Source organism: Caballeronia sp. INML2, assembly GCF_023631365.1.
Classification (GTDB): Bacteria; Pseudomonadota; Gammaproteobacteria; order Burkholderiales; family Burkholderiaceae; genus Caballeronia; species Caballeronia turbans.
Genome location: NZ_JALQDH010000048.1, coordinates 52,485 through 76,670 on the forward strand (window position 1 = coordinate 52,485; position 24,186 = coordinate 76,670).

A 24,186-nucleotide genomic window follows, 5' to 3' on the forward strand; every position below is an offset into this window, starting at 1 on the left:
TATCACGCGCCAGCCGGTTCGACCGTCCGATTGCGCGCCACGCGGCGCCTCGGAATTGCCTCAAAAACTCCTGAAATCGACCAGTTCTTAACGTCGATCCTCGCGGTTGACTCAATAATTTACAAGCACGCGAACCAGGCCGGATATCCTCGCACACTTCATGCTGGCAGACGGCCCGCATGCCTTTACCCCGATTTCCACCTTCGATTGTCAAACCCCATGGTGACCCTGGTCAGTTGTTTCTCCGATCGCAACGCCGCTGCATCGCGCGACAACCACGATGAATATTGCCGCCGCATGAACGTGAAACATCGCTTCGAGGCGATGTCGAGTTGCGTCGATTCGATCGAGCTGCGCACGCTCTACAAGTACCAGTTGGTGAGCGACATGTTGCGGGAGGCTGAGGAGGGGGAACTGGTCATCTTTGCCACGGAAAACGCGCTGTTCCTTCGCTTTCACGACTTCGACCAGATCATGGCCGGCCGCGACGTCCTGTTGACCCGAGGACATTTCGGCGTGAACACCGAAATGTTCGTGCTGAGAAACACGGAAGAGAACCGCCGCGTCGCGCGCGGACTCGCCGCGCAATGCCGCGGATACTTCGAATACGGCAAATTCGTCACCGAGGAAGTCTTGCTCGAAAACCTGCCGACCGTGCCCGACTGGGAGGATCTGAACGGCGTGGTTCCTGTCGCGTCGATGTGGTCGGGCCAGCACCCGGACCTGTGCGGCAGGGAAATCACCGCCGTCTCGCTCGTCTACACGCCGCGTCTTTACAGCAAGTACGGCCCGCTCTGGCGCGCCATGTTTGCACGGCATGTGAATGCGTGCCACGCGTCGGGCGAGTTGCGGGTTTTCGAAAGCGCGGCGCCGCTGTCGAGCGATATGCATGAGTCGCTTTCCGTGTATCAGCCGGGGCGCCCCATTGCGGTCGTGATGCTCTATACGCCGAACATCGCGAGCTATGCGCGCTTCGGCGAAGCGAGCATGCGCGCGTATTGCGAGCAGCATGGCTATACGCTGTACGTGCATCGCGACGTGCCGCCGGATTTCGGGCGTGACGCCTGCGGCAACTGGGCCAAGCCGTTCCTGCTGAAGAAGTATCTGCCGCAGCACGAATGGGTCTTCTGGATGGACGCGGATATCATCGCGATGAATCAGACCGTGAAGCTCGAGAAGTTCACTGAAGGGCGCGAGCGCGTGTTGACAGCGGACATCTGCGGCTGGCGATTCAACTCGGGCGTGATGGGCTTTCGCAACACGGAAGAAAACGCCCGCGCGCTCGATGCCGTGCTCGCGAAGGTGCATGAGATCGAAGACGTCAAGTACACGTTCTCGAGTCACGGCGACCAGTACATATTCATGGAGCAACTGATCGCGCACGGCCTGTGTCCCGAAATGGACTCGCCGGAACTCGTCAGCTTCAGGGATCTCAACACACCGTGGTACTACGCCGACCGGACCACGTTCCTGTGCCATTTCCACGGCCTGAGTGCCGAAATGCGGACCTTGTATATGTCGATGAACGCCGTGCCGGACGGCGGCTTCGAAGTCATCGAACGGGAATCGACGCGCGCGGCGCCTGCCGCGATTCCGCGCACGCTGCTCGCGATCCACACGCCAGCCTGATATTCGAGGCTTATGCGCCGGCCATTTTCCTCAGGAGACGCTCGCGCGGATCGACCGCCTCCTGTAGCACAGGCTCCTGCGCGAGATTCCACGCGAAGCCGCGCGCGGGGACCCGGCGCGTCGGCTTGATGTTCTCACGCCTGCGCACCAGCGTGCGCACGGCGCGAGCGAGTGCGAGATCGATCGCTCCGCGCCAGTCGCGCGCGATCGAGGTCGCCACGACCTTGTTTTCCCGATTCAGTTGCACTTCCACCTGACAGCGCTTGTCGACGCCGCCGCGCGGCCCGTTGATGTCGGACAAGCTGACGGTCGCCTTTGAAATCAGCCACGCGAGGCGCCGAAAGACGAATTCGCTGCGGGCCTTCGCGAGCGCGTGCATCGCAATGGCTTCGGGATCGCGGGACTTGAACAGGACTTTCATTGACGCCTCCTTGTTGAACGTGAGATCAGCGTAAGGCGTCGCCGTGTCACGAAAAAGCAGAACCAACGGGACGCAAGCTTCGAAAAAACCGAAGTCACGCCCCGGCGTGTGAAAGAACCTGCTGCGTCAACGGATGATGCCGCCCGCGCCGCGATACGATCGCATGCACTTCCTCTTTCACGTCCGGCGAGCGGCCGAGCCAGCGCAGGCCGCGCAGCAGCGGCGCATCGCCCGCGCCGAATTCCGCGAGTGGAAACACGCCCAGACCGCGTGCGCCGAACACGGCCATCAGCGCGCTATCCTCGAATTCGCCGACGATACGCGGCACGATGCCTTGCGTCTCCAGCCAGCGATCGAGCCGCGCGCGCAGCGACGAATGCCCGGTCGGCAGAAGAATGGGCAGCGAGGCGAGGCTCTCCGGGAAGTGATCGATCGCGCTCTTGCGCACGATGGAAGCCGGCCCGTACCAATCTACAGGCGAAGCGATGAGCCGCTCGCTCGTGAGGCGCAAATTGTGATTGTGCGGCGCCGGATGGCTCGCGAGCACCAGATCGAGCCGATGCAGCGCGAGTTCGGCGAGCAGTTCGTCCGTTTCGCCTTCGTGACAGAGCAGGCGCAGCGCGGGATTGTCGAGTACCGGCGCAAGCAGCGCATGTGCGGCGAGCTTCGAAATGCCGTCCGACAGCCCGACGGCAAGACGTGCGAGCGTGCCGCTCGCCGCCTCCCGCACTTCGTCCTGGATCGACTGGCCGAGTTGGAAGATCTCCTCGGCGCGTGCGAACGCAACCTGTCCCGCCTCGGTCATGGTGACGCCGCGTCCGGCCGGTTTGAGCAATTGATGCCCGAGCGATTTTTCCAGTTCGCGCACCTGAGCGCTGATGGTCTGAACCGCCATATCGAGCCGCTCCGCCGCGCGCGCAAACCCGCCTTCCTTCACGACGACCCAGAAGTAATGCAAATGTCGATAGTTGAGCATGAGTCGCGCGTCCTCGCCGTTTCGGTTGATATTCGACACTTCGAAAAAGCCGAAGTATCGATTCGATTATCGCTGATTTTTTCGATCGTGCGATGAGTCGATCATGGGCGCGATACGTCTTCAATCCAACCTGTCCGCACTCATGGAATATCTTCTCTCGCTTGCCGCCGATCCCGCCGTGTGGGCCGCCCTCGTCACGCTGATCGTGATGGAAGTCGTGCTCGGCATCGACAATCTCGTCTTCATTTCCATTCTCAGCAACAAGCTGCCCGTCGCGCAACGAGCGCGCACGCAGCGCATCGGCATCATGCTCGCGCTCGTGATGCGGCTCGCGCTGCTCGGCACGGTCGCGTGGATTGCGCAGCTGACTGCGCCGGTGTTCTCCGTGTTCGAGCATGCGTTTTCGTGGCGTGACCTCATCCTGCTCGCGGGCGGCCTGTTCCTCGTCTGGAAAGCGACCAAGGAGATGCACCATCACGTCAGGAAGGATCACGACGAGACGCCCGGTGTCGCGTCGAGTCTCGGCAGCATGACAGCGTGGTCGGCAATCGGCCAGATCCTGCTGCTCGACCTCGTGTTTTCCGTGGACAGCATCATCACGGCGGTCGGGATGACCGATCACCTGCCGATCATGTTCATCGCCGTCATCTTCGCCGTCGCGACGATGCTCTTCGCCGCGCAACCGCTCTCGCGCTTCATCGAACGCAATCCGACGGTCGTGACGCTCGCGCTCTCGTTCCTGCTCGTGATCGCGATGACGCTGATAGCCGAGGGTTTCGGAACGCACGTGCCGAAGGGCTACATTTACGCGGCGATGGGATTTGCCGGATTCGTCGAAGGGTTGAATCTGTTTGCACGGCGCGTGAAGGGCAAGCGGGAGGCGAATGTGCAGACGGAAAACCGTGCGCATCTGGACGGTGCGTCCGGTTGACCTTCGATCGGCGCGCGCCGCGCTTATCCACAGTTTCCGTGCACAAACCTGTGCACAAACAGGGGAGCGGCGCGCTATCAGCCTGAAGCAACTGAAGAAATTCGCCACGCTTCCCGCTATGAAACGAACCTTCACGCGCCTTCGCCTCACTGTGCGCCGCCCCTCGGTTCGCCTCGTTGCAAGCGGGAATTCGGCTTGCTTCTCGCACGGCAAGTGACTACGTTATGCGATAGCGCACGCCCGATTCCTTTCGGTTCCCGAAATATCCACCGATGAAATCGCGCGTCGCGGACACCGCGATCAATCATCGACAGAAAACATAAGAAGAACCTGCGTGCGATGAATCAGGCCAATACCCGCGGCCTCGCTTCTGCGGAACGCAGGCGACAGGAGGGAAGCATGAGTCCGCATTGGGAGATCGGCACGGTGAGCGAGGGGTTCGAGCCCATCGCGCCGCAGGCGCTCGCATCCGTCGCGCGGATCGATCCATATATCGTGTGGGCTCACGCGACGCACTATCGCGACCTGGGCGGCATGCCGAGCGGCCGTGTGCCGATTGCCATCGAGATGAAGCAGGGCGGCGATACTGCGCAGCAGTTCGCGCAGACCATCGAGCGCAACGGCTGGCAGCACTGGATCTGGATGTCCGCGCTCTATCGCGATCCGCCCGCCACGCTCGAGGCCACGCGCTTCTGCACGGCTCACGTGACGCGCGAGTTCTACGCGCATCTGCACACCGACCTCGCGGGCAAGTTCGAACGCTTCACGGAAGCGCTGGTCATCACGTCGCACGTCGATGCACCGGTGGATCGAGCGCCGGCCGTGCATGCGCCCCTGCGCGAGGGGTTGGGTCACGCGATCGTCGGCGTATGCGATGAAGATATCGCGTTCACGCATGCGCGATTCTCGGAGGATGCAGCCGGCACGCGCACGCGCTTTCGATGTTTCTGGGATCAGAACGATGCGGCCGAACCGGCAGCCGGTCTAGGCTACGGGAGCGAATGGCTCAAACATCAGATGGACGCGATGTTGAACGATGCACGCCTTCATGCCGAAACAGCACAAACGGCGGGCGGCGCACACGTCATGCGTTTCGCGCATGACGGCCCGCCGGTCGCCGAGCGTGCGGGCTGCCATTCTTCGCGCGCCGAGCCTGGCGATGTCCATGTCGATGGCATTCGCGATGCGCCCTTGCCGATGATCGGCGTACAGCTCAAACGACGCTGCCGCACGATGCGCAACGCGTTCGGCCCCTGTCCCGATGCCGAAGTGCTCGACGCCGTCCGCTATGTCGTGCAGCGCGCACAGGACATTGGCGGCGCGAAGTGTCATGCGCTCGTCAGCCTGAACGCCGGCAATGTCGCGTGGCAGCAGGACGGCAGTTCGCTCATCGAAAGCGCGCTCGACGAGTTAATGGATACCGGCGCCTGCTCTGTCGTGCTTCCATCGGGCAATGTCGATCTGTCGCACTGCCGCGGGGCGCTGACGATCGAGGATCGCGCGGAGTCGGCGTTGCGCTGGCCCGTGCGTGCGCATTCCGCAGCGCCGAGCCTCGCCGAGATCTGGTGCTCGAGCGATGCCGGCGCGCCCGCTGTCGACGTGCAGATCGTGCCGCCCGACGGGATCGCGAGCGCCTGGCTCACGCTAGGCGATATCGGCATATACACGCGTGGCGGCGAAGCGATCTGCACCGTCGTGCATCTCGGCCGGGGTGCGCGCGGCGACGGGCACATGATCCTCGTCGCGCTCGCGCCGACCGCCGCGCGCAGCGGCATGCGCCGCGCGGCGGCGGGCGAATGGCTCATTCGCCTGAGGAACAACGCGCGCGCGAAGCTCACCGCTTATGCGTGGATGCAGTGCGACGAATCAGCCGGCGAGACGCCGCTCGTCGCGCCGTCGCATGCGCGCGATAGCGGCAAGTAGCGCGCTCAACCGCGTGAATGGAGCGCGATGATCTCCTGTAGATCGAGGTCGTGCTCCAGCGAATGCAGCAGCTCATCGTGAATCTCCCCGGAACGATGCATGCGCAGCAGCTCCGCGCGCCCGGCCGCGATGGCGGCGAGCACGACGTCGTAATGCGCGTGACGCGCGTCCGTCGGAAATTCCTCCATGTCCCGAAAACGCTGCGTGAGCCCCGCGCGATACGTGTATTGCTCGAGCAGACGCGGATGGATCACATTGCCGTCGGCGTCGTGCACGAGCGGCTGTATCGCGGCGAGTTGCGCCGACTCCATGCGCGCCCATGCCTGCGGTTCGGTGAGATGTCGCGACGAGCGCTCATGGCCGCGCGTCAACGAGAGCAGGGCGATGAGCGGGCCGATCGTCGCGCCTTGCAGAAGCACGGTGACGAGGATCACCGCGAAGCCGGCGAACAGGATGAGATCGCGGCCAGGCATCGTCTCGGGCAAGGAGAGCGCGACGGCGAGCGTCACCACGCCGCGCATGCCGGCCCAACTCACGACGGTAGCGGCGCGCCAGTCGGGAACGGCGACGCCGGCTTCGTCGGCGTCCGCGCGCTTGCGTCCGGTGACGGACCACGCGATCCATTTCACCGCCTCGACGCCGAACACCCATACGAAGCGCGACAGGATCACGACGGCGATCACCGCGGCCGTCGCAGGCCCGAGCAGCGAGAACGCATCGCCGACGCCGCCGAGCCGCACGGCGATGCCGCGCAGCGACAAGCCGATCAACACGAAGACGAGCGCCTCCAGCACGAACACGACGACTTGCCAGAACGCCGTGCCGCGCATGCGCTGCGCCGCCGTGAACACTTCGTGCTGATGCCAGCCGACGACCATGCCGCACGTGACCGTCGCGATGACGCTCGACACGCCGAGCTCTTCGCCCGCGATATAGCTGACCCATGACGTGAGCATCGACGTGGTGATGACGAGATAGTCGTCCTCGAGCGCGCGCATGATCCTGACGGCGATGAAGCCCGCGACGATCCCGACCACGACGCCGCCAACGGCCAGTCCCGCGAAGCTCGCGGCGGCGCGCGGCGCGCTGAACACGCCGCTCATCGCGGCGACGAGCGCGAAGCGGAACAGCACGAGGCCGGCCGCATCGTTGAGCAGGCTTTCGCCTTCGAGCAGCACCATCAGGCGACGCGGCAACGCGACGCGCTCGAGCACGGCCTTGGCGGCGACCGCATCGGGCGGCGAGACGACTGCGCCGAGCGCGAAGCACGCGGCCCACGGCAGCTCGGGCACGACGAGATGCACCGCGATGCCGACGACGAGCGTCGTGAAGGCCACCGCGCCGATCGCAAGCAGCAGGATCCCGCTCAGATTGCGCTTGAAGTCGTCCCACACGAAAAAGTACGCGCCGTACATGAGGAGCGGCGGCAGGAACACGACGAGGACGAGCTCCGGGTCGAGTTCGATGTGCGGCAAGCCCGGCACGAACGCCATCGCGACGCCGCCGACGAGCAGCGCGGCCGCAGGCGGCAGCCGCAAGCGCTTGGCGAGCACTTCGAGCGCGATGATCGCGATCAGCGAGACGAGCACCAGATTGAATGCCGTGGCGGCGTGCATGAATTTTTTCCTCGGGTTGCGTTGAGTTCTTATGCCGAAATGCGCGGCGCCCCACGCAGGCGCCACGCATGGCGCTGCTACGATCGACGCGGGGCCGGGCGGCGAGCCGCGGTCATCGTATCCGAAAGGGAGTGAAAATGAGACGAAAGTCGTCGGGCGTGGCGGTGGCGGCGGTGCTGGTAGGCGTTGCCGTGGCGGCCGTGCTGTATATCGCGAGCTTCGGCAGATCGCGTCATGCGGATGCGCCCGTGCCGACGCCCTCCGCGCTCGCCGCGCAAGACGGCGGGGCGAGCGCGGCGAACTTCGGGAATGCGCCGAAACCGCCCGAATCGACGCAGGGCGATCGAACCGCCGCGCGCTGACACGCGGCGTCCATTCTTTGTCACAGGCACCGAACCTGTCGCGCACGACAGGAATATGACTTGCTCGCCGCCTGACGATGCCAACAAAGCTCGTCGGGAGCACATCGCGATGGGACACCATCCCCAGAAGGTTCCACACGCCGCCGCGTTGCTCGTCGATGGGCGCGGCATGATCGGCAACATGAAGACGGCCGCGCTCGTGTCGCTGTGCGGCGCGATCGACTTCATGTGCTTTCCCCGCATCGACTCGCCCACGCTCTTCGCCGCGCTGCTCGATGAGGAGCGTGGCGGCGTTTTCTCGATCACGCCGCGCGCGCCGCATGCCAATGTCAAGCAGATGTATCTGCCCGAAACGAATGTGCTGCTCACGCGTTTCATGACCGACGAGGGCGTGTGCGAGCTGCTCGATCTGATGCCGGTCGCATCGAATGCCGCCCGCGCCGATGAGGTGCCGAACTGCGTGCTGCGCATCGTGCGGCTCGTGTTCGGGCGCATGACGCTCGACGTGCGCTGCGACCCGCGCTTCGACTACGCGCGCGCGAAGCACACGGCGCATGCCGTGGAGAAGGGCATCGAATTCATCTGCGCCGACGGCTCGCCGCCCTTGCGCCTCATCGCGAACGTGCCGCTCGCCGTCGAAGAGCAGGGCGCACGCGCCACGCTGGAATTCGAGGCGGGCGATTGCGCATGCTTCGCGCTCGGCGGGGCGGACGGGCTCGCCGACATCGAGGCGAACCACGATGCGATCCTCTCCGACACCATCGATTACTGGAAAGCATGGTCGTCGCGCTCGACGTATCGCGGGCGCTATCGCGAAGTCGTGCTGCGCTCGGCGCTGACCTTGAAGCTCTTGAGCTCGGAGGAATTCGGCGCGATCGTCGCCGCGCCGACCTTCGGCCTGCCCGAGGCGCAGGACGGCTCGCGCCGCTGGGATTACCGCTTCACCTGGATACGTGACGCCGCGTTCTCCGTGTATGCGCTCTTGCGCCTCGGCTATACCGGCGAGGCCGAGCGCTTCATGAAATGGATCGCCGAGCGCAGCCGCGATTGCAGCGCGCACGGCAAGTTGCGCGTGATGTACTCGGTCGACGGCAACGACGCGCTCGCGGAAAGCGCCTTGACGAGCCTCGTGGGCGAAGTGCCGGGAAAGATGGTCGTCGGCAACGAGGCGCGCGATCAGATCCAGCTCGATGTCTACGGCGCGCTGCTCGATTCGGTCTACCTCTACAACAAGTACGGCGCGGCCATTTCGTACGAGGGCTGGCGGCATGTGACGCGCACGGTCGATTACGTCGTCGAACATTGGCGCGAGGCGGATAACGGCATCTGGGAATTCCGCAACGGCACGCGCGCGCTCCTGCATTCGCGCCTGATGTGCTGGGTGACGCTGGATCGCGCACTGCGGCTCGCCGAGAAGCGCTCGCTGCCCGCGCCGCTCGCGATCTGGTTCCGCACGCGCGACGAGATTCATCGGGACATCCACGAACAGTTCTGGAACGAGGACATCGGGAGCTTCGTGCAGACGCCGGGCTCCGCCACGCTCGACGCCTCTGCGCTGATGATGCCGCTCGTGCGCTTCATCGGCCCGAAGGATCCGCGCTGGATCGGCACGCTCGATGCAATCGGTCGCGAGTTGCGCGTCGATCCGCTGATCTTCCGCTACACGCGCGGTTCGACACTCGACGGCTTGCCCGGCACGGAAGGCGGCTTCTCCGCGTGCTCGTTCTGGTATGCGGAGGCGCTCGCGCGCGCGGGACGCGTGGACGAAGGGCGGCTCGTCTTCGAGAAGATGCTGGCGTACGCGAACCATGTCGGGCTTTTCTCTGAGGAAGTGGCGACGAGCGGCGAGGCGCTCGGTAATTTCCCGCAGGCGTTGACGCATCTCGCGCTCATCAGCGCGGCATACCAGCTCGACAGGAATCTCGATCGGGTGCATGTGCCCTGGACCTGATCGGTCTGCGCGAGCCGTCGCGACGCTGTATCCTTTCAGCTCACTCTGAGCATGAACGGAGGGCAGGGGATGAACGGCAAGACGGTCATGACGTGCATCGACGCGGCGCATGCGTCGCTCAAGGAACACGCCGATGAAATCGCCTCGCTCGATCAGGCGATCGGCGACGGCGATCACATCATCAACCTGCTGCGCGGCATGGGGGCGCTCGCCGGCATGCGCGAGCAAATCGAAGGCGAGTCCTTCGCGCCCGCGCTCAAGCTTGCAGCGACGAAAGTGCTGTCGACCGTCGGCGGCTCGTCCGGGCCGCTCTTCTTTTCGATGCTGACAGGCATGGCGAAGACACCGACCGACGATGCCGGCGTCGCCGCTGTCGCGCGCGCGTTCGCGGCGGGCGTCGATGCCGTGGGCCAGCGCGGCAAGACGGGCATCGGCAGCAAGACGATGATGGACGTGCTCATTCCTGTCGCCGAACGCTTCACCGCGATGGCCGATGCGCTCGCTTCGAAGAAGGAGATCCTCGAAGCGCTGCCGCGCATTGCGGAAGAAAGCATGCTCGCGACGCGCGACATGCTCGCCACGAAGGGGCGCGCGTCGTTCCTCGGCGAGCGCTCGCGCGGCCATGTCGATCCGGGCGCGCGATCGAGCCAGCTCATGATCGAAGCGGTCTGCGCGCGGCTCGCGCAAGGCGATGCCTGACCACAAAAATGGAGCAGCGGACATGAAGAAGTTCGTCAATCGCGTCGATGATTACCTGACTGAAAGCCTCGCGGGCTTCGCTGCGGCGCATGCGGATCTCGTGACGGTCAACTTCGATCCGCTCTACATCGTGCGCCGAGTGCTGAAGCCGGGCAAGGTCGCGATCATCTCGGGCGGCGGATCAGGGCATGAGCCGTTGCATGGCGGCTTCGTCGGACACGGCATGCTCGATGCCGCATGCCCCGGGCAGGTCTTCACATCGCCGACGCCCGATCAGATGATGGCGGCGGCGCAGGCGGCGGATACGGGCGCGGGCGTGCTGTTCATCGTGAAGAATTATTCAGGGGACCTGATGAACTTCGAGATGGCGTCCGAGCTGTGCGAGATGCCGAATGCGTCGGTGCTCGTCAACGATGATGTCGCCGTCGAGAACTCCAGCTTCACGACCGGACGGCGCGGTGTGGCGGGCACGGTGATCGTCGAGAAACTCGTGGGCAGCTTCGCGCAAACCGGTGCCGATCTGCAAGCGTGCCGGGCGTTCGGCGAGCGCGTGACGGCGCGGATTGCATCGATGGGCGTGGCGTTTTCGAGCTGCACGGTGCCTGCTGCGGGCAAGCCGACCTTCACGCTCGGCGACGATGAGATCGAGATCGGAGTGGGCATTCACGGTGAGCCGGGACGCAGACGGGCGAAGTTCGAAACCGCCAACGCGATTGCGGATGAATTGCTTACGGCGATCGTCGACGATCTGAAGCCAGCGGCGGATGCGTCGTTGCTTCTGCTCGTCAATGGGCTCGGCGGCACGCCGTTGTCGGAGCTTTATCTGCTCTATCACGCGGCGCGGACGTGGCTCGCTTGGCGCGGGTTGAGCGTGGCGCGCTCTCAGGTGGGCGCGCTGACGACGTCGCTGGAAATGGCGGGAGCGTCGATCACGCTTTGCACGCTCGATGACGAGATGGCGAGGCATTGGGATAGTCCGGTGCACACGGCGGCGTTGCGCTGGGGGATGTGAGGAAGCGTTGAACGGGCTGCGGATGGGCGATTGCGTGGTGAATTGGCGGGCTCCCGCTGGGCGAACAGTCGCGAGCTTGCCACCGGTAAACAACCCGAATCTGTAAATAGCCAGAACACGACATTAGGATAAAGCCGCAACACCAGAAAAATACGATAATTTGTGTTATGTAAAATAAATTTAACGTTCGGGATGACGGTCGGCTACCGGTTCCAGGTCGAACAACGCCTCCCAAAACCGGATCAAAAAATTTCACCCAAGAACTCCCACAACGCGAAAGTTTCCCCTATAATTCGCGGCTTCCGTAGGCTCGTAGCTCAGCTGGTTAGAGCACCACCTTGACATGGTGGGGGTCGTTGGTTCGAGTCCAATCGAGCCTACCAACGACATTCAGACGCACCGCGGCGATCTATATCGCCGCGGTGCGTTTTCATTTCCGCGCAACCTTTTCTGGCAGCCGCGTGGCAACGGCGATTCGGCCGCGCGTCAGTCCCAGCAATTTCGGAACGCCACCGCGACGATCACCGGCACCGTGAGCACGAGTGGAATGGCGAAATACGGGATTTCCAGATGGACGATCCACGTATAGATCAGCCACGCCACGCCCAACGCCAGCGTAGCGATGCCGATGAGTGCCGTCAGTACATTGAGCATGCGGGGCGACATCCGCTTGCGGGAGGCTTCTTTGCCCGAAGGAGTTTCCATGGCGGCGTGCGCATCGGAGCGCGAGAGTAGTACATCCCGATTTTATACCGCCCTGCCCGCCATAGTCGTTCGTTCGAGGCTTTCGAACCGCACCAGATGTGAAAGGAAATGCGCCGCTGGCGCAGCGCAGAAGCATCCGTGTATCGTTCAGTCAACCAGGGAGGACACACCATGATCGACGATACCGACAAGAAGCACCTGATCCGCTGCATCGAACTGGCGCAGGAAGCGCTCGATAACGGCGACGAGCCCTTCGGCTCGATGCTCGTCGCAAAGGACGGGCGCGTGCTTTTCGAAGACCGCAATCGCGTGAGCAACGGCGATCAAACGCGGCACCCGGAATTCGCGATTGCGAAATGGGCGGCGCAGAACGTGCCGGAAGCGGAGCGCAAGGACGCGGTCGTGTACACCTCCGGCGAGCATTGCCCCATGTGCGCGGCGGCGCACGCGTGGGTCGGGCTGGGGCGCATCGTCTATGCGGCGTCAACCGCGCAATTCACGAGCTGGCGTGCGGAACTCGGCGCACAACCCGGGCGTGTGCGTCCGCTGACGATACAGGAAGTTATCGAAAATACAGTCGTCGATGGTCCCGTCGAGGAGTTCGCCGAACGCATCAAGGCGCTTCACGTGGCGCGCTATCGAATGGCCAACGTTCAGCAGTAGATCTTCATCGGAATGCCCGCAGCCGATGCGCATCCATAAGATTGAACGATCCACGCGAAGACACAAGCAAAAAAGCCCGGCGCGGAATCATCCCGGCCGGGGTCGACGCACGCCCTCGGAAATACTCAAAAGTTATGCCGTATGCCGAGCGTCACAGACAGTTGTCGATCGCTGTTCGAGTTAGCCAGATTGGGAATCTGCGCGTAATTCGCAGGCCCGCCCGTTGCCGGATCGATACCGAGTCCCGCCCCCACCGACTTCTGCATGATGGCGACACCATACAACGCGGTGCGCTTCGAAAGTGCGTAATTCGCGCCGAGGTTCACTTGATGAAAACGCGTCGATGAACCGCCGTCGGGTTTCGCATTGTTATAGATATAGGCGAGCCCCAGTTGCAAAAACGGCGTAGCCGCGTAAGTCAGGTTCACTTCGCCGATATCGAACGCAATATTGCGGCCCTGCGGATTGGCGCTATCGGCAAAGTACTGGCTATGCTCGAGGCGGCTATGCGTATAGGTCAGCGCGATGGTCGCCGGCCCGATCGCATACGATGCGCCCGCGCCATAAGCCTTCAGCGCTTCCGCATTCTGTAGTTGACAATAGAGCGCTGACGGATTGGAGCAGGCAAAATCGCCGATATAGCCGTTTGCGCCACCCAAAGCCGCATCGAGCGGATTGTGCAGATTCAGATAGCCCGCACTGATCGAGACCGGCAGACGCGTATAAGCTGCTGCGAACGAATAGCCGCGCCGTTGCCCGAAGTCACCCGCGACACCACCGAGGCTATACGTGCCGCCCACAGAAAAGCCATTCCAGTCGGGGCTCGTGTACTTGATTGCGTTGTTGAAGTTGAATGCTTCGTTCAGGTTGTCGACGTCGCCGATGTGCGAGCCGTAAAGCGTCGCCCATGAATTGCTCGACACATAAGGCCCGAGGAAATCCGAATACGAATCGTATTGACGCCCGAGCGACAACGTGCCGAATTGCTCGTGCGCCAGACCCACCCAGGCCTGACGATTGAACAACGCCCCACCCTGAACCAGGCCTCCTGTTCCGGTATAAAAGCTGTTCTCAAGGTTGAACTTCGCTTGCAAGCCGCTGCCCAGATCTTCCACGCCGAGAAATCCAAAACGCGAAGGCACGAGATTGCCGCCAGAAAATGCGAAGTTATGCCCAGAACCGACGCTGCCGTCGGCGCTGGTGATCTGCTGATTGGTCGTGTAGGTCAGCCCGGCATCGACGGTTCCGTAAAGCGTCACCGTGCTTTGCGCCGATGCGCTCGCGCATACGGCGAGCGCCGCCGTCGAAACGAGTTGCCGCGCGATCGTGCGAGTTGTCATGCGAGCGTCCTCACGCGTAATTGATCAGCACCGACTTGGTTTCGGTGTACATGTCGATCACCGCGCGTCCGAGCTCCCGTCCGAAGCCCGATTGCTTGAAACCGCCGAACGGCATCGCGTTATCGAGGAGCGAATGGCAATTGACCCATACGGTGCCCGCCTTGATGCGCGGCACGAGCTTGTGAATCGCCGAGAGGTTGTTCGACCAGATGCTCGCGCCGAGTCCATACGGCGTGTCGTTCGCTTTCGCGACCACGCTGTCGATATCGTCGTACGGCATCGCGACGAGCACCGGCCCGAAGATTTCCTCGCGCACCACCTTCATCGAATGATCCGTATCGACGAGCACGGTCGGCTTCACGAAGAAACCCGCGCCCCCCTTGCGCGCACCGCCCGCGATCGCACGCGCGCCTTCATCGCGTCCCGCTTCGATATAGCCGAGCACGCGATCCATCTGCCGCGCCGACACGAGCGGACCGATCTGCGTCGATGCATCGAGGCCCGGCCCCATCGGCAAGGATTGAGCGATGGCCGCGACGCGCTCCATCACACGATCGAATACTTTCTCGTGCACGTAGACGCGCGAACCGGCGGTGCACACTTGTCCCGAATTGAAAAAGATCGCATTGGCGACGCCTTCCGCCGCCTTGTCGATATCGACATCGGGCAGCACGATCACCGGCGACTTGCCGCCGAGTTCGAGCGACATGCGCGTCATGTTGTCGAGCGCCGCGTGACCGATTGCCTTGCCGGTCGGCGTCGAACCCGTGAACGCAATCTTGTCGATGCCGGGATGACGCGCGAGCGCCGCGCCTGCCGTGCGGCCGAGTCCCGTAACGACATTCACGACACCCTTCTCGATGCCCGCTTCCTGGATCAGCATCGCGAGGCGCAATGCGGACAGCGGCGTGTCTTCCGCCGGTTTCAGCACGACGGTGCAGCCTGTCGCAAGCGCAGGCGCAAGTTTCCACGAGGCCATCAACAACGGGAAATTCCACGGAATGATCGCGCCGACGACACCCACCGGCTCCTTGCGCGTATAACCGAAGAAATCATTCGACGGGCTATACGGGATCGATGCTTCGAGCGTGCTGCCCTCGATCTTCGTCGCCCAGCCGGCCATATAACGGAAGCATTGCGCGGCCATCGATACATCGAGCCCTTGCGCGACCGTTACCGGCTTGCCGTTATCGAGTGACTCGATCTCCGCGAGCTCGCGCGCATTCGCTTCGATCAGATCGGCGACCCGCAGCAACAGGCGTTCGCGATCAGTCGGCTTCATGCGCGACCATGCGGAGTCGTCGAATGCGCGACGTGCGGCAAGCACCGCGCGATCCACATCGGCCTCATCGGCACTGGGGACGCGGGCGAGCAGTTCGCCATCGGCGGGATTGATCACATCGAGCGTGGCGCCGCTTGCGCTGTTCACCCATGCGCCGTCGATCAACATTTGCTGCGCCGACGCGATGAACGTGCGCGTCGAATCGAGCATCGCGAGATGCTGGCTGTTATTCATCACAGTGTCTCCTAGTAGTGTTCGGGGACGGCGTTGACGCCGTTCTCCTGCAGTTCCTTCACGAGCTTCATGCGCGTGCGCGCAACATCGGTGAGCGCGGGACGGCGATACGCGGCGATCTCTTCCGCCGTATAAGGCTTGAACGATGCAGGCCGCGATTGCTCGTTCATCGTCGCGAGCAGCCAGTTCAGGACGTTCGCGAGTTCGGCATCGTTCAAAGCGGAATTGGCGGCGCCCGGCACGCGCATCACGAACTGACGGCCCTCGGGCAACGAGACGAAATGGCCGAGCGAGTTACGCAATGCGGGCACTTTGCCGGGGATGCCGGAACCATCGGCGGTATGGCATCCCATGCAATTGAGCACCCAGTCCTGACGCGCCCGCGCCGCGTCGTACGCCTGCGCCTGCGATGCGTCCGCGATGAAGAGCGCGGCAAGCATCGCAGCGGCGAGGACCGCGCGCGGCTTCATAGCCCGAGGCCCTTCACGACCGCTTCGCGATGCTGATGCACGGCGGTCTGATCGAGCGGTCCGGCGCGCCATGCCTTGACCTCTGCCACGTCGAAGGGCTTGGCCGAACCATGCTGCGCGTTCAGATCGAACACGACGTAGTTCAGCACGTCGGCGATTTCTTCATCGGATAGCGATGCGAAGCTTGGCATCTTGAAGTTGTAGTTCTTCTCCTTGACCTTGATCGGACCGAACATGCCATAGAGCACGGTATGCCCTAATTGCGCGCGGCCCTCGGGCGAGCCCGCGTATTTACCCGGATAGTCGACGAGCGGCGGCGCGAGTCCGTCCATGCCCTTGCCGCCCGCTTGGTGGCAGACGGCGCACTTGCCGTCGAATGTCGCTTTGCCGCCGGGATAATGCATCGTTTGCGCGAATGATTGAGATGCAAAACTCATCGCGCCGGCAGCGAGCGCCGCCATCAAAACACTTGCTGTGTTCATTGCGTCGCCGCTCCCAATAGCACCGATACCGAGCAGTGGTAATTCGAATTGCCGTTCGCCATGCACCAATTGATGTCGTTATTGAGCGATAACTTGTAGAGCGGCTTTTCGCGTTCGTTGCGATTGCAGAAGCAACGTCCGCAAGTCGTCTTGCCGCAGCAGTCGTTGTACGACACGATGTAGTCCGAGCCATCGTGCGGATTGCGGCATGTGCCGATCCACGTGATCGGCGACGGCGTCGTGCCCGGCGGACAACTGCTCGATGTGCCGCCGCAGCAACTGCAAAGCCAGCCGTCGATCGCGCAATACTTCCAGTAGTCGCAGCTCGTCGGATCGTCGCTAGCCGACGAGCCCGGCTTCTTCGGTTCCGTCGCATACGCGGTGCGATCCACTGGCAGCAGCGGCACCATTGCCGATCCGACCAGCACCTTGCCGAGCTTCGCCATCGCACTGCGCCGGGAACTTCGCTGTGCAACGCCGCGCGCCTTATGTTCGAAGAATGAATCAAGCCATTTCATGGACGCTCACCTGTAGGAATGAATGATTTGTCGGCGTCTTCAGGCGTGCTGCCCGACTTGCCCTTCATGTTCGTGATGTGCGTGATCGTCGTGCTTGCCGTGCACGAACTCCTGCAACGAAGCGACACCCCGTTCTTTTGCTTCGAACAGGCTTTCCAGATGCTCACGCGTATTAACGAGACCCTTCGCGCGGACCTTGCCTTCTTCATCGAGCAATACGGCATAAGGCAGCTTGCCGATCTGATAAGAAAGGCCGAGTTCCTGCGACAGCACATACGGATATTGCGAAAGACCGGTCTTTCGATAGAAGGCGGCGTGCTCTTCGAATTCACCATCGCTTGCAAGCACGATGTCGGTTGCACCTTCGCGTGCCTGAATCGACGGCAGCAAGGGCAGCAGCTTCTTGCACACGGGGCACGTCGGCGAGAGGAAGAAGACGAGCGTGTTGCGCCTCGAGTTCGACAAGCCGCCGACCTTCACCGCGCGGCCCGCGATATCGCCCAACTCGAACACCGGTGCGATCGCGCCGACCGCCGGGCCCTTGTCGATCATGAGTGCGCCCGCCGGCATCATGCGTTCATAGAGAATGCCGACTTGGCGAACGAGTGCGAGACAGATCGCGCCGAGCGCAAGCAATGCGGCCCACGACAGTGCGGCCGAAATCATCAGGGCGGTTTGCATCATGAATTCCTCAGAGAATCGAGCTTGGGAAGATTGACCAGCAGCGCATCGAGCGTGAACCACGCGGCGACGGCAAAAAGCGTGCAGGCGCCTGCGCTCGAATAGTCGAGCCACATGAGCTCGCGAGCAGTCGCGGGTGCGAGCGCGGCGCATGCGAGCGCGGCGAGCATCAACGCGCGCGCGACGTGCCACCAGCCGATCGACTTCGGCGCGCGTTCCGTTGCACGCGCGGCGATGAAGCCCGAGCAGCCGCAATCGATATCGGTATGACCACGCAACACGTTGATCGCGAGCGCCGCGCCGAAGAGCGTGAACAACGCGATCAGCACCATGGCGCTGAGCGTGCGCGTATCGGCGAACAACAAGCCGATTGCGCCCGCAGCCTCCAGCGCAGGAAACGCGAACGACAAGGGCGTGAGCGCAAACGAAGGCAGCAACGCGAACGCTTCGAGCGACGCGCGAAAGCGCGACGGCTCGCGCCACTTCGGCGCAGCGCTCGCGAGCGCGATGATCGTCGCGGACGCGATGCACACCATGAGAATGACGGGATCGATCATCGCGTCACCTCACGGGTTGAGCAGCAATGTCGACGTCGCGCCGAGCTGCTTTTCGACGTGCTGGCGCTTGCCTGTCATCGCATCCATCACGACGAGATCGGAGGTCGGCGTAAGGCCGTAAAAGAGCGGTTTGTCGTCGGTGCTGACCTGAATCGCGAGCAGCGGGTCGATCTTCTGCTTCGCGAGATCCCAGCGCGCCACACGCTTTTTGCTCTCGGTGTCGTAGACCCAGATCTCCGTGCCCGGGTCCTTGTGCGAGCCGTCCGCGCCCTTGTGCATGGCCACGTAAAGACGGTGACTGGCCGTGCTCAGCGCGGTCTGCTGCAAGCCGCCCGGACGCCAGCCCGCCTTGCGCTCCTGATCGCTCAGCAAGGACCACGATGCGCCGAAAACCGGCGTATCGCCGGAGAAGTCGGCCGTGCGCACATTGCCGTGGAAGGTCGTGAACACATACTTGTTACCGTCGCGCACGGCGTTGACGAAGGCAGGATCGTGATCGACGTCGATGAACGCCTCGGAGAGCTTCCGGCTCGCTTCCTTGCCCGTGGCGTCGAGCCTGACCGTGAGCGCCTTGCCGCTTTCGCACAGCGCCGAGAAGCGATCATTGCCGCTCGGATAGGCGAGCACGCAGCCGTCGGTATCGATCTCACCGAGCACCTTTTTCGCGGCCGTATCGATGACGGTGACCGACGTCGACGGCGTGATGTTCGACACATACAGGCGGCTGCCGTCTTCCGAAAGAATCGTGAGATATGGCGTCGGCACGGTCTGGCCATGCTTGGGCGGGATCACGATTTCACCGGTTACGTCGAGCGTCGTGTTATCGATGATCTCGACTACGTCCGTGCGTGGGCCGTGGCTGCCGCGCGCGAAGTACGTCGTCGCCACATAGCTCGTCTTGTGATCGGGCGAGATCGTGAAGCCCGGCGCGAAACCGGCATCGATCTCGCCGACGAATCGTTTGGTGTCGCCGTCGAACACATGCACTCGTGCATCGGTCATGCTCGCAAACGAGACATCCGTCACGAACACGCGATGCGGGCTATACGGCGGCACTTTCGCCACCGTCAGTTCTTCCGGCTTTTCGGCCGCACCCGCGTGTAACTGACACGCAAGCAGTCCATAGAACAAGGCCCCCATGGCGGTGGCCAGCCGTCTCACCTTCATCTGTGCTCCTCCTCGTTTATCGTCGAAACGACTCTAAAGATGACAATAAAAAAGAGCACTTCGTAACCGGCAGCGCGTGCGTGCCGAAATGGAGTATTCGAAAGGGAGCCGACAGCGATGCGCGCGACAGGCGTATTCAGGCGACTCTTGATGCAAGCCTCGGAAAGGAAATGCCGATTGCCGAGCGCGGCAATGCGGCTCGCGATCGGCAGGAAGGGAATGTATTGCGCCTGCGTTAGCGGGCGCGCAGTGTTTGAGAGGGAAGTTCGCCGAACAGGCTCTTATAATCGCTCGCGAAGTGGCCGAGATTGGTAAATCCCCAGCGCATCGCGGCTTCGCGCACCGGTACTTCGCCTTGCGATGTCGTTGTCAGGAGCCGTCTCACTTGTGCAAGACGCACGGCTCGCAGATAACTTACCGGATTCATCTGCGTGACCGATTGAAAGCTGTTTTGAATGGTGCGCCGGCTCACGCGCAGCTTTTCGCAGAGATCCAGCACCGAGATAGGCTGCTCGGGGCGAGCAAGCACCAGATCATGAGCGCGTCGCACGACGTCGGCACGGCATGCATAAGTGAGCCGGTCTTCGCGCGTCGGAACATGGAACGTGAGCAGATCCAGAATGCTCTCCGTCACGGTGTGCGTGAAGCGACGCGCGCCATCGCCCGAAGAAAACGGATCTGGGTCTGAGAGAACGGTCTCCACCGCCGCGATGATGCGCTTTCCCGCCCGCCAGCCCGCTGCGGCAGGGATGCTCAGCACGTGGCGACCGAGAATCTCGTCCTGGACATCGACACCCGCCGCGTCCGCTGCCGATGCGAGCAGACTCGTATTCACGGCGACGCCGAGCATCGACATGTCGGGTGGCGAATGCAGCAAAAATTCCCTGCCGCCAGGCGCGGCGACGAGCGCGTGTTCGTCGACCCGCACGCCTTGAAACGAGAACGGTGCGCCGCCGCCGAGCACGAGCCCGAATGTGACGAACCCCGGCGGAAGTTGCCCGCGCTGCACGATACGAACGTTCGCGGATTCCTGAAAAACCTGCACGCCCGCCACCGAAACCTGCTTCACCGTGCTGCGAAACGCGCCTTCGCCCACCTGGTCATAGCGCTGTTCCCAACCTGTCAGCGCATGCGCGTGGCGGTCGGCGTCCTCAAAGGTTTCATAGTTGGCGTACATGCCCTGCTCCTGCTACTTGCGTCGATATCGATGCGACTGCTTATAGGTTTTCGATTTTTTGGCGTCAAGCTTTCTAATTTTTTGCTTCTGTCGCTCGTTGCACAATTCTAGGAATGCACGATTGAAAAACAGGCGCGCCCATGCGTAGGCGCCCGCGCGTACTTCACAAACCACTTTAGAACTTGCGCCGGATGCCGGGGCGCACGGTTTCCTGACGGATTGCGTCGCTCGCCGCCATTTGCAGCGACTTATGGGGCTTCTCGGCAAAATCGCCTCGGTTACGTGAGGTAGCCAAAGCTTTAGTGCGGTCGGTAACCACGCGTGGCATTTAGCGGATCGTGCCGATCATCTTTGTGCGGTTCAGCGCGTACGTTCGATTCACGGTTTGCTATACACGAAGTTAAACACGAAACGAACAGGAGACGCTCCATGTCCGCGCTGCCCCGCCCCGACTCTGCCGATATCGAACAGGTACGCAAGCAGTTTCGACAGGCAATGGCTCATCTCGGGGCCGCGGTGAACGTCATCACGACGACGGGCACGCATGGACGCTGCGGCATTACAGCCAGCGCCGTATGCTCGGTCACGGATGCGCCGCCGACGCTGCTCGTCTGCATCAACCGGTCGAGCGCGATGCATGCCGCATTCGTGAACAATCGTAACGTGTGCATCAATGTCTTGCCCGGTCATCTCGAACAGATCGCGCGGCACTTCGCCGGTCTCACGCAACTCTCCATGGAAGAACGTTTCTCGTTGCCGGTGTGGGATGAAGGCATGAACGGCGTGCCGGTATTACGCGATGCGCTGGCGAGCCTGCAGGGCACCATCGTCGAGGCAAAAGAAGTCGGATCGCATTCGGTGATGTTCGTCGAAACGACCGCGATCCGCGTGCGCGACGACGGCGACAGCCTGATTTATTTCGACCGCAACTTTCATCGCGTGCCGCGCGTGTGCGCCGCCCAGTGAAAGGTATCGCCGATTCTGCGTTAATTGATTACAGGAAGACCGCTGCCTATACTCCACGCGCAGACGGGCGACTGTAAGCAAATTCGAAAAATGACACCGGAATCGGTGCTTGCGTTTTTCATCACCCGCACGCAGTCACACATCGCCCAGGTCTGCGAGTTCGCCACTTGGAGATACGTGATGAAAAAATCCTTAAGGCAATTCGGTGCCGGCGTGCTGTTCGCATTGATCGCGTCGCAAACTGCATTCGCGCAGCACGACAAGGTAATAGACGATGCGAATACCGCCTGGAATGCGGCCTTTAACAAGGGAGATGCTCGGGCGCTGGGCGCCTTGTACGACGAAAAGGCCGTGGTGTCCCCCGGAAACGGAACAACCGTTCAGGGACGTGCCGACGTCGAGAAGTTCTACAAAGGCCTGTTTGATGCGGGCTTTCGCGATCACACGATCGATGTCGTCAGTGCGAAGCGAGTCGGCAATCTGATGTATCAAACCGCGAACTGGACCGCCGTCGCGGAAAAGGACGGCAAGAAGACGTCATATAAGGGCGTGGTCCTCAAGGTGCTCGCCAAGGGCGCCGACGGCAAGTGGCGGACGACCGCGCAGACATGGAACGCGGCACAGTGATAGGCGCGCGGGCCTGATGCAACGTCAGACCCGCCGCCGCATTTCCGTCACTTGAGCGCGCAGAGACGCGCATTCAAGCGCGCACGCGTGATCGACGCGATTTGCGCCAAAGCCTCATCCAGCTCCTGCTGCGTGCTGCGGCCGATACGTCGCTCCAGCGCGCTGAAGATGCCCTCGCGCGTGTAATGCCGCACGCAGATGATGAACGGAAAGCCGTGGCGCTCGAGATAGGCGGCATTGAGACGATCGAGCAAGGCGTCCTGTTCGGCCGACATCGCATCGAGCCCGGCGCTTTTTTGCTCGGCATCCGAATCCGCCGTCATCGTTCCGGAGCGAATATTCGCGCCTGACAACAACGGGTGCAGGTTCAGAAAGGCACGCTGGCTCTTGTCGTCAAGATTGCGGATGACATTCATCATCGCGTCGTGCAATCCCGTGGCGGATGCGAATGGACGCGCGCTCCAGGCGCCCTCCGCCGCCTGCGGAAAATGTTCGAACACGCTCGCGAAGGCGCCGACGAAGGCCGTGTGATCGAACGCGTTGATCGGTTCGAGATTGATTGTCTGTGACATGAATGGCTCTCCTATAAGGCATCGATGGCGATTCGTGCCGAGTATAGAAAGCGCGCGATCGGGCGGCGAGACACCCTATCCTATTGACCGCATAACAGAACGCGATAGCGCTAACTGCGATGCATGTCGCGCAGCGCGCGCAGCTCCTGCGCGGCCGCCGTCAGCATGCCGCGCAACCACACGTGCGAAGCCGAACGATGCCGCGACGGATGCCAGAGTTGATAGAACCGCATGAACGGAAATTCGATCGGCGGATCGAGCACGGCGAGCGGCAGATGCTGCGCGTGATAGTTGGCGAAATGCCGGCCTGTCGTGAGAATCAGATCGGTGCCCGGTATGAGGCTGGGCGCGAGATTGAAGTATGGGCAACTCACGCGGTTGTCACGATGCACGCGCATGGTGCTGAGCCCGGTATCGACGACGCCGCGCTGATCGCGCGAATACGGCGTCGGCACGATATGCGACGCGCTCAGATAGTCCTCGGCATCGAATTTGCCTGACTTCGCATATACGCTGTCGCGGGCAACGACACACACGACGTCATCTTCGAGCAATACCGACAAATGCAAATGCTCGGGAGGATTGGGCCAGTTGCCGATGACGATATCCGGCGAGCCCTCCGAGAGCCCCTGTTCATAGTTGAATGCGGCCGAGAGCGGCACGGCGACGAGGCGCGCATGCGGTGCAGCGCGCCTGAATTCGCGCACGACATGCGCAAAGAAGGGGGGCGCCAGATAGTCGGGCATGCCCACTGTGAAGCTTTGTTCGGTGGTCGCAGGATCGAAATGATCGTCCGATACGAGCAGGTTATCGAGCGCGCTCAATGCGGCTTGCGCACTTTGTGCGAGTTGAATGGCGCGCTCGGTCGGCACCATCACATTCTTTTCGCGCGTGAGCAGCGGGTCGTTGAAGATCGCGCGCAACCGCTTGAGCGCGGAGCTGATAGCCGGTTGCGACTGGTTCATACGAATGGCCGTGCGCGACACGCTGCGCTCGCCGATCAGCGTGCACAAAACGCGCAACAGATAGGTATCGAATGGATCGTCGGTGCGATTCATGGTGAGTGCTGTCTCTATGGTTCGCGTGGCCGCGCCGCTATTCTGCCAGCCGGCATTGCAAGAACCGCTTGTTGCAGGCGGCGCTAGGGTAATCCATAGGTACGAAAAAACACCGCAACGAGCGGCGCCAAGGCCCGCCAGACAAGGCTTCGCAACCCATATACGCG

At 62.4% G+C, this 24,186-nt stretch carries 25 protein-coding genes and 1 tRNA gene; 11 read left to right on the top strand and 15 right to left on the bottom strand.

The window, feature by feature from the left end:
- Positions 1-219 precede the first annotated feature (219 nt).
- A complete protein-coding gene (locus tag NCT32_RS17295; protein ID WP_086960628.1) occupies positions 220-1,629 on the top strand; it encodes a hypothetical protein in 1,410 nt (469 codons plus the stop codon).
- A gap of 10 nt (positions 1,630-1,639) precedes the next feature.
- On the opposite strand, the gene NCT32_RS17300 is transcribed toward NCT32_RS17295, so the two are convergent.
- Positions 1,640-2,050 (bottom strand): HPF/RaiA family ribosome-associated protein, encoded by a 411-nt coding sequence (locus NCT32_RS17300; RefSeq protein WP_250477420.1) that lies wholly within the window; start codon positions 2,048-2,050, stop codon positions 1,640-1,642.
- Positions 2,051-2,144: 94 nt separating this feature from the next.
- Entirely contained in the window at positions 2,145-3,026 is an 882-nt protein-coding gene (locus NCT32_RS17305) for a LysR family transcriptional regulator (RefSeq protein WP_061116086.1), read from the bottom strand.
- Between the two features lie 142 nt (positions 3,027-3,168).
- Between NCT32_RS17305 and NCT32_RS17310 the strand changes: the two genes are divergently transcribed.
- Together NCT32_RS17310 and NCT32_RS17315 are read left to right on the top strand one after the other, a co-directional pair.
- Positions 3,169-3,957 (top strand): TerC family protein, encoded by a 789-nt coding sequence (locus NCT32_RS17310; RefSeq protein WP_061116085.1) that lies wholly within the window; start codon positions 3,169-3,171, stop codon positions 3,955-3,957.
- A gap of 399 nt (positions 3,958-4,356) precedes the next feature.
- Positions 4,357-5,880 (top strand): hypothetical protein, encoded by a 1,524-nt coding sequence (locus NCT32_RS17315; RefSeq protein ID WP_250477421.1) that lies wholly within the window; start codon positions 4,357-4,359, stop codon positions 5,878-5,880.
- Positions 5,881-5,885: 5 nt separating this feature from the next.
- On the opposite strand, the gene NCT32_RS17320 is transcribed toward NCT32_RS17315, so the two are convergent.
- Positions 5,886-7,496: a Na+/H+ antiporter gene (locus NCT32_RS17320; protein ID WP_061115816.1), complete on the bottom strand. Its 1,611-nt coding sequence runs from the start codon at positions 7,494-7,496 to the stop codon at positions 5,886-5,888.
- A gap of 137 nt (positions 7,497-7,633) precedes the next feature.
- On the opposite strand from NCT32_RS17320, the gene NCT32_RS17325 reads away from it, so the two are divergent.
- From NCT32_RS17325 to NCT32_RS17345, 5 genes are all read left to right on the top strand, one after another.
- On the top strand, positions 7,634-7,858 hold the full coding sequence (locus NCT32_RS17325) for a hypothetical protein (RefSeq protein ID WP_061115815.1): 225 nt from the start codon (positions 7,634-7,636) through the stop codon (positions 7,856-7,858).
- 109 nt (positions 7,859-7,967) lie between these two features.
- The gene (locus tag NCT32_RS17330) at positions 7,968-9,809 is read left to right on the top strand and encodes a glycoside hydrolase family 15 protein (protein WP_061115814.1); all 1,842 of its coding nucleotides are present in this window, start codon (positions 7,968-7,970) and stop codon (positions 9,807-9,809) included.
- Between the two features lie 69 nt (positions 9,810-9,878).
- Positions 9,879-10,508, top strand: a complete 630-nt coding sequence (gene dhaL, locus NCT32_RS17335; protein ID WP_061115813.1) for a dihydroxyacetone kinase subunit DhaL — start codon at positions 9,879-9,881, stop codon at positions 10,506-10,508.
- 22 nt (positions 10,509-10,530) lie between these two features.
- Complete coding sequence (dhaK, locus tag NCT32_RS17340) at positions 10,531-11,520, top strand: dihydroxyacetone kinase subunit DhaK (RefSeq protein ID WP_061116084.1); 990 nt, start codon at positions 10,531-10,533, stop codon at positions 11,518-11,520.
- Positions 11,521-11,826: 306 nt separating this feature from the next.
- A tRNA-Val gene (locus NCT32_RS17345) sits at positions 11,827-11,903 on the top strand.
- 103 nt (positions 11,904-12,006) lie between these two features.
- On the opposite strand, the gene NCT32_RS17350 is transcribed toward NCT32_RS17345, so the two are convergent.
- Positions 12,007-12,225 (bottom strand): hypothetical protein, encoded by a 219-nt coding sequence (locus tag NCT32_RS17350; protein ID WP_061115812.1) that lies wholly within the window; start codon positions 12,223-12,225, stop codon positions 12,007-12,009.
- Between the two features lie 171 nt (positions 12,226-12,396).
- Here NCT32_RS17350 and NCT32_RS17355 point away from each other — a divergent pair, with 171 nt between their 5' ends.
- Positions 12,397-12,888 (top strand): nucleoside deaminase, encoded by a 492-nt coding sequence (locus tag NCT32_RS17355; RefSeq protein WP_061116083.1) that lies wholly within the window; start codon positions 12,397-12,399, stop codon positions 12,886-12,888.
- Positions 12,889-13,013: 125 nt separating this feature from the next.
- On the opposite strand, the gene NCT32_RS17360 is transcribed toward NCT32_RS17355, so the two are convergent.
- The 9 genes from NCT32_RS17360 to NCT32_RS17400 form a co-directional block, all read right to left on the bottom strand.
- A complete protein-coding gene (locus tag NCT32_RS17360; protein ID WP_086960626.1) occupies positions 13,014-14,228 on the bottom strand; it encodes a porin in 1,215 nt (404 codons plus the stop codon).
- Between the two features lie 10 nt (positions 14,229-14,238).
- Positions 14,239-15,744, bottom strand: a complete 1,506-nt coding sequence (locus NCT32_RS17365; RefSeq protein WP_061115811.1) for an aldehyde dehydrogenase family protein — start codon at positions 15,742-15,744, stop codon at positions 14,239-14,241.
- 11 nt (positions 15,745-15,755) lie between these two features.
- The gene (locus NCT32_RS17370; protein WP_086960624.1) at positions 15,756-16,214 is read right to left on the bottom strand and encodes a cytochrome c; all 459 of its coding nucleotides are present in this window, start codon (positions 16,212-16,214) and stop codon (positions 15,756-15,758) included.
- A complete protein-coding gene (locus NCT32_RS17375) occupies positions 16,211-16,696 on the bottom strand; it encodes a cytochrome c (RefSeq protein WP_061115810.1) in 486 nt (161 codons plus the stop codon). The genes NCT32_RS17370 and NCT32_RS17375 overlap by 4 nt, the downstream gene beginning before the upstream one ends.
- The gene (locus NCT32_RS17380) at positions 16,693-17,214 is read right to left on the bottom strand and encodes a methylamine dehydrogenase light chain (RefSeq protein ID WP_250490456.1); all 522 of its coding nucleotides are present in this window, start codon (positions 17,212-17,214) and stop codon (positions 16,693-16,695) included. The genes NCT32_RS17375 and NCT32_RS17380 overlap by 4 nt, the downstream gene beginning before the upstream one ends.
- A gap of 39 nt (positions 17,215-17,253) precedes the next feature.
- Positions 17,254-17,898, bottom strand: coding sequence for a methylamine dehydrogenase accessory protein MauD (gene mauD, locus NCT32_RS17385; RefSeq protein WP_061115808.1), 645 nt, complete (start codon positions 17,896-17,898; stop codon positions 17,254-17,256).
- Complete coding sequence (locus NCT32_RS17390) at positions 17,895-18,452, bottom strand: MauE/DoxX family redox-associated membrane protein (protein WP_061115807.1); 558 nt, start codon at positions 18,450-18,452, stop codon at positions 17,895-17,897. The genes mauD and NCT32_RS17390 overlap by 4 nt, the downstream gene beginning before the upstream one ends.
- Before the next feature lie 9 nt (positions 18,453-18,461).
- Positions 18,462-19,592, bottom strand: a complete 1,131-nt coding sequence (locus NCT32_RS17395; protein ID WP_061116080.1) for an amine dehydrogenase large subunit — start codon at positions 19,590-19,592, stop codon at positions 18,462-18,464.
- Between the two features lie 262 nt (positions 19,593-19,854).
- Positions 19,855-20,796 carry a helix-turn-helix domain-containing protein gene (locus NCT32_RS17400; protein ID WP_061115806.1) on the bottom strand — a complete coding sequence of 314 codons (942 nt, stop codon included), beginning with the start codon at positions 20,794-20,796 and terminating at the stop codon, positions 19,855-19,857.
- A gap of 429 nt (positions 20,797-21,225) precedes the next feature.
- On the opposite strand from NCT32_RS17400, the gene hpaC reads away from it, so the two are divergent.
- Together hpaC and NCT32_RS17410 are read left to right on the top strand one after the other, a co-directional pair.
- The gene (hpaC, locus tag NCT32_RS17405; protein WP_061115805.1) at positions 21,226-21,762 is read left to right on the top strand and encodes a 4-hydroxyphenylacetate 3-monooxygenase, reductase component; all 537 of its coding nucleotides are present in this window, start codon (positions 21,226-21,228) and stop codon (positions 21,760-21,762) included.
- 90 nt (positions 21,763-21,852) lie between these two features.
- Complete coding sequence (locus NCT32_RS17410; RefSeq protein ID WP_250477422.1) at positions 21,853-22,389, top strand: SgcJ/EcaC family oxidoreductase; 537 nt, start codon at positions 21,853-21,855, stop codon at positions 22,387-22,389.
- 47 nt (positions 22,390-22,436) lie between these two features.
- Here NCT32_RS17410 and uraD read toward each other — a convergent pair whose 3' ends face one another.
- A complete protein-coding gene (uraD, locus tag NCT32_RS17415; protein WP_061115804.1) occupies positions 22,437-22,961 on the bottom strand; it encodes a 2-oxo-4-hydroxy-4-carboxy-5-ureidoimidazoline decarboxylase in 525 nt (174 codons plus the stop codon).
- A gap of 110 nt (positions 22,962-23,071) precedes the next feature.
- Complete coding sequence (locus tag NCT32_RS17420) at positions 23,072-24,019, bottom strand: LysR family transcriptional regulator (protein WP_061115803.1); 948 nt, start codon at positions 24,017-24,019, stop codon at positions 23,072-23,074.
- Positions 24,020-24,186: the final 167 nt, after the last annotated feature.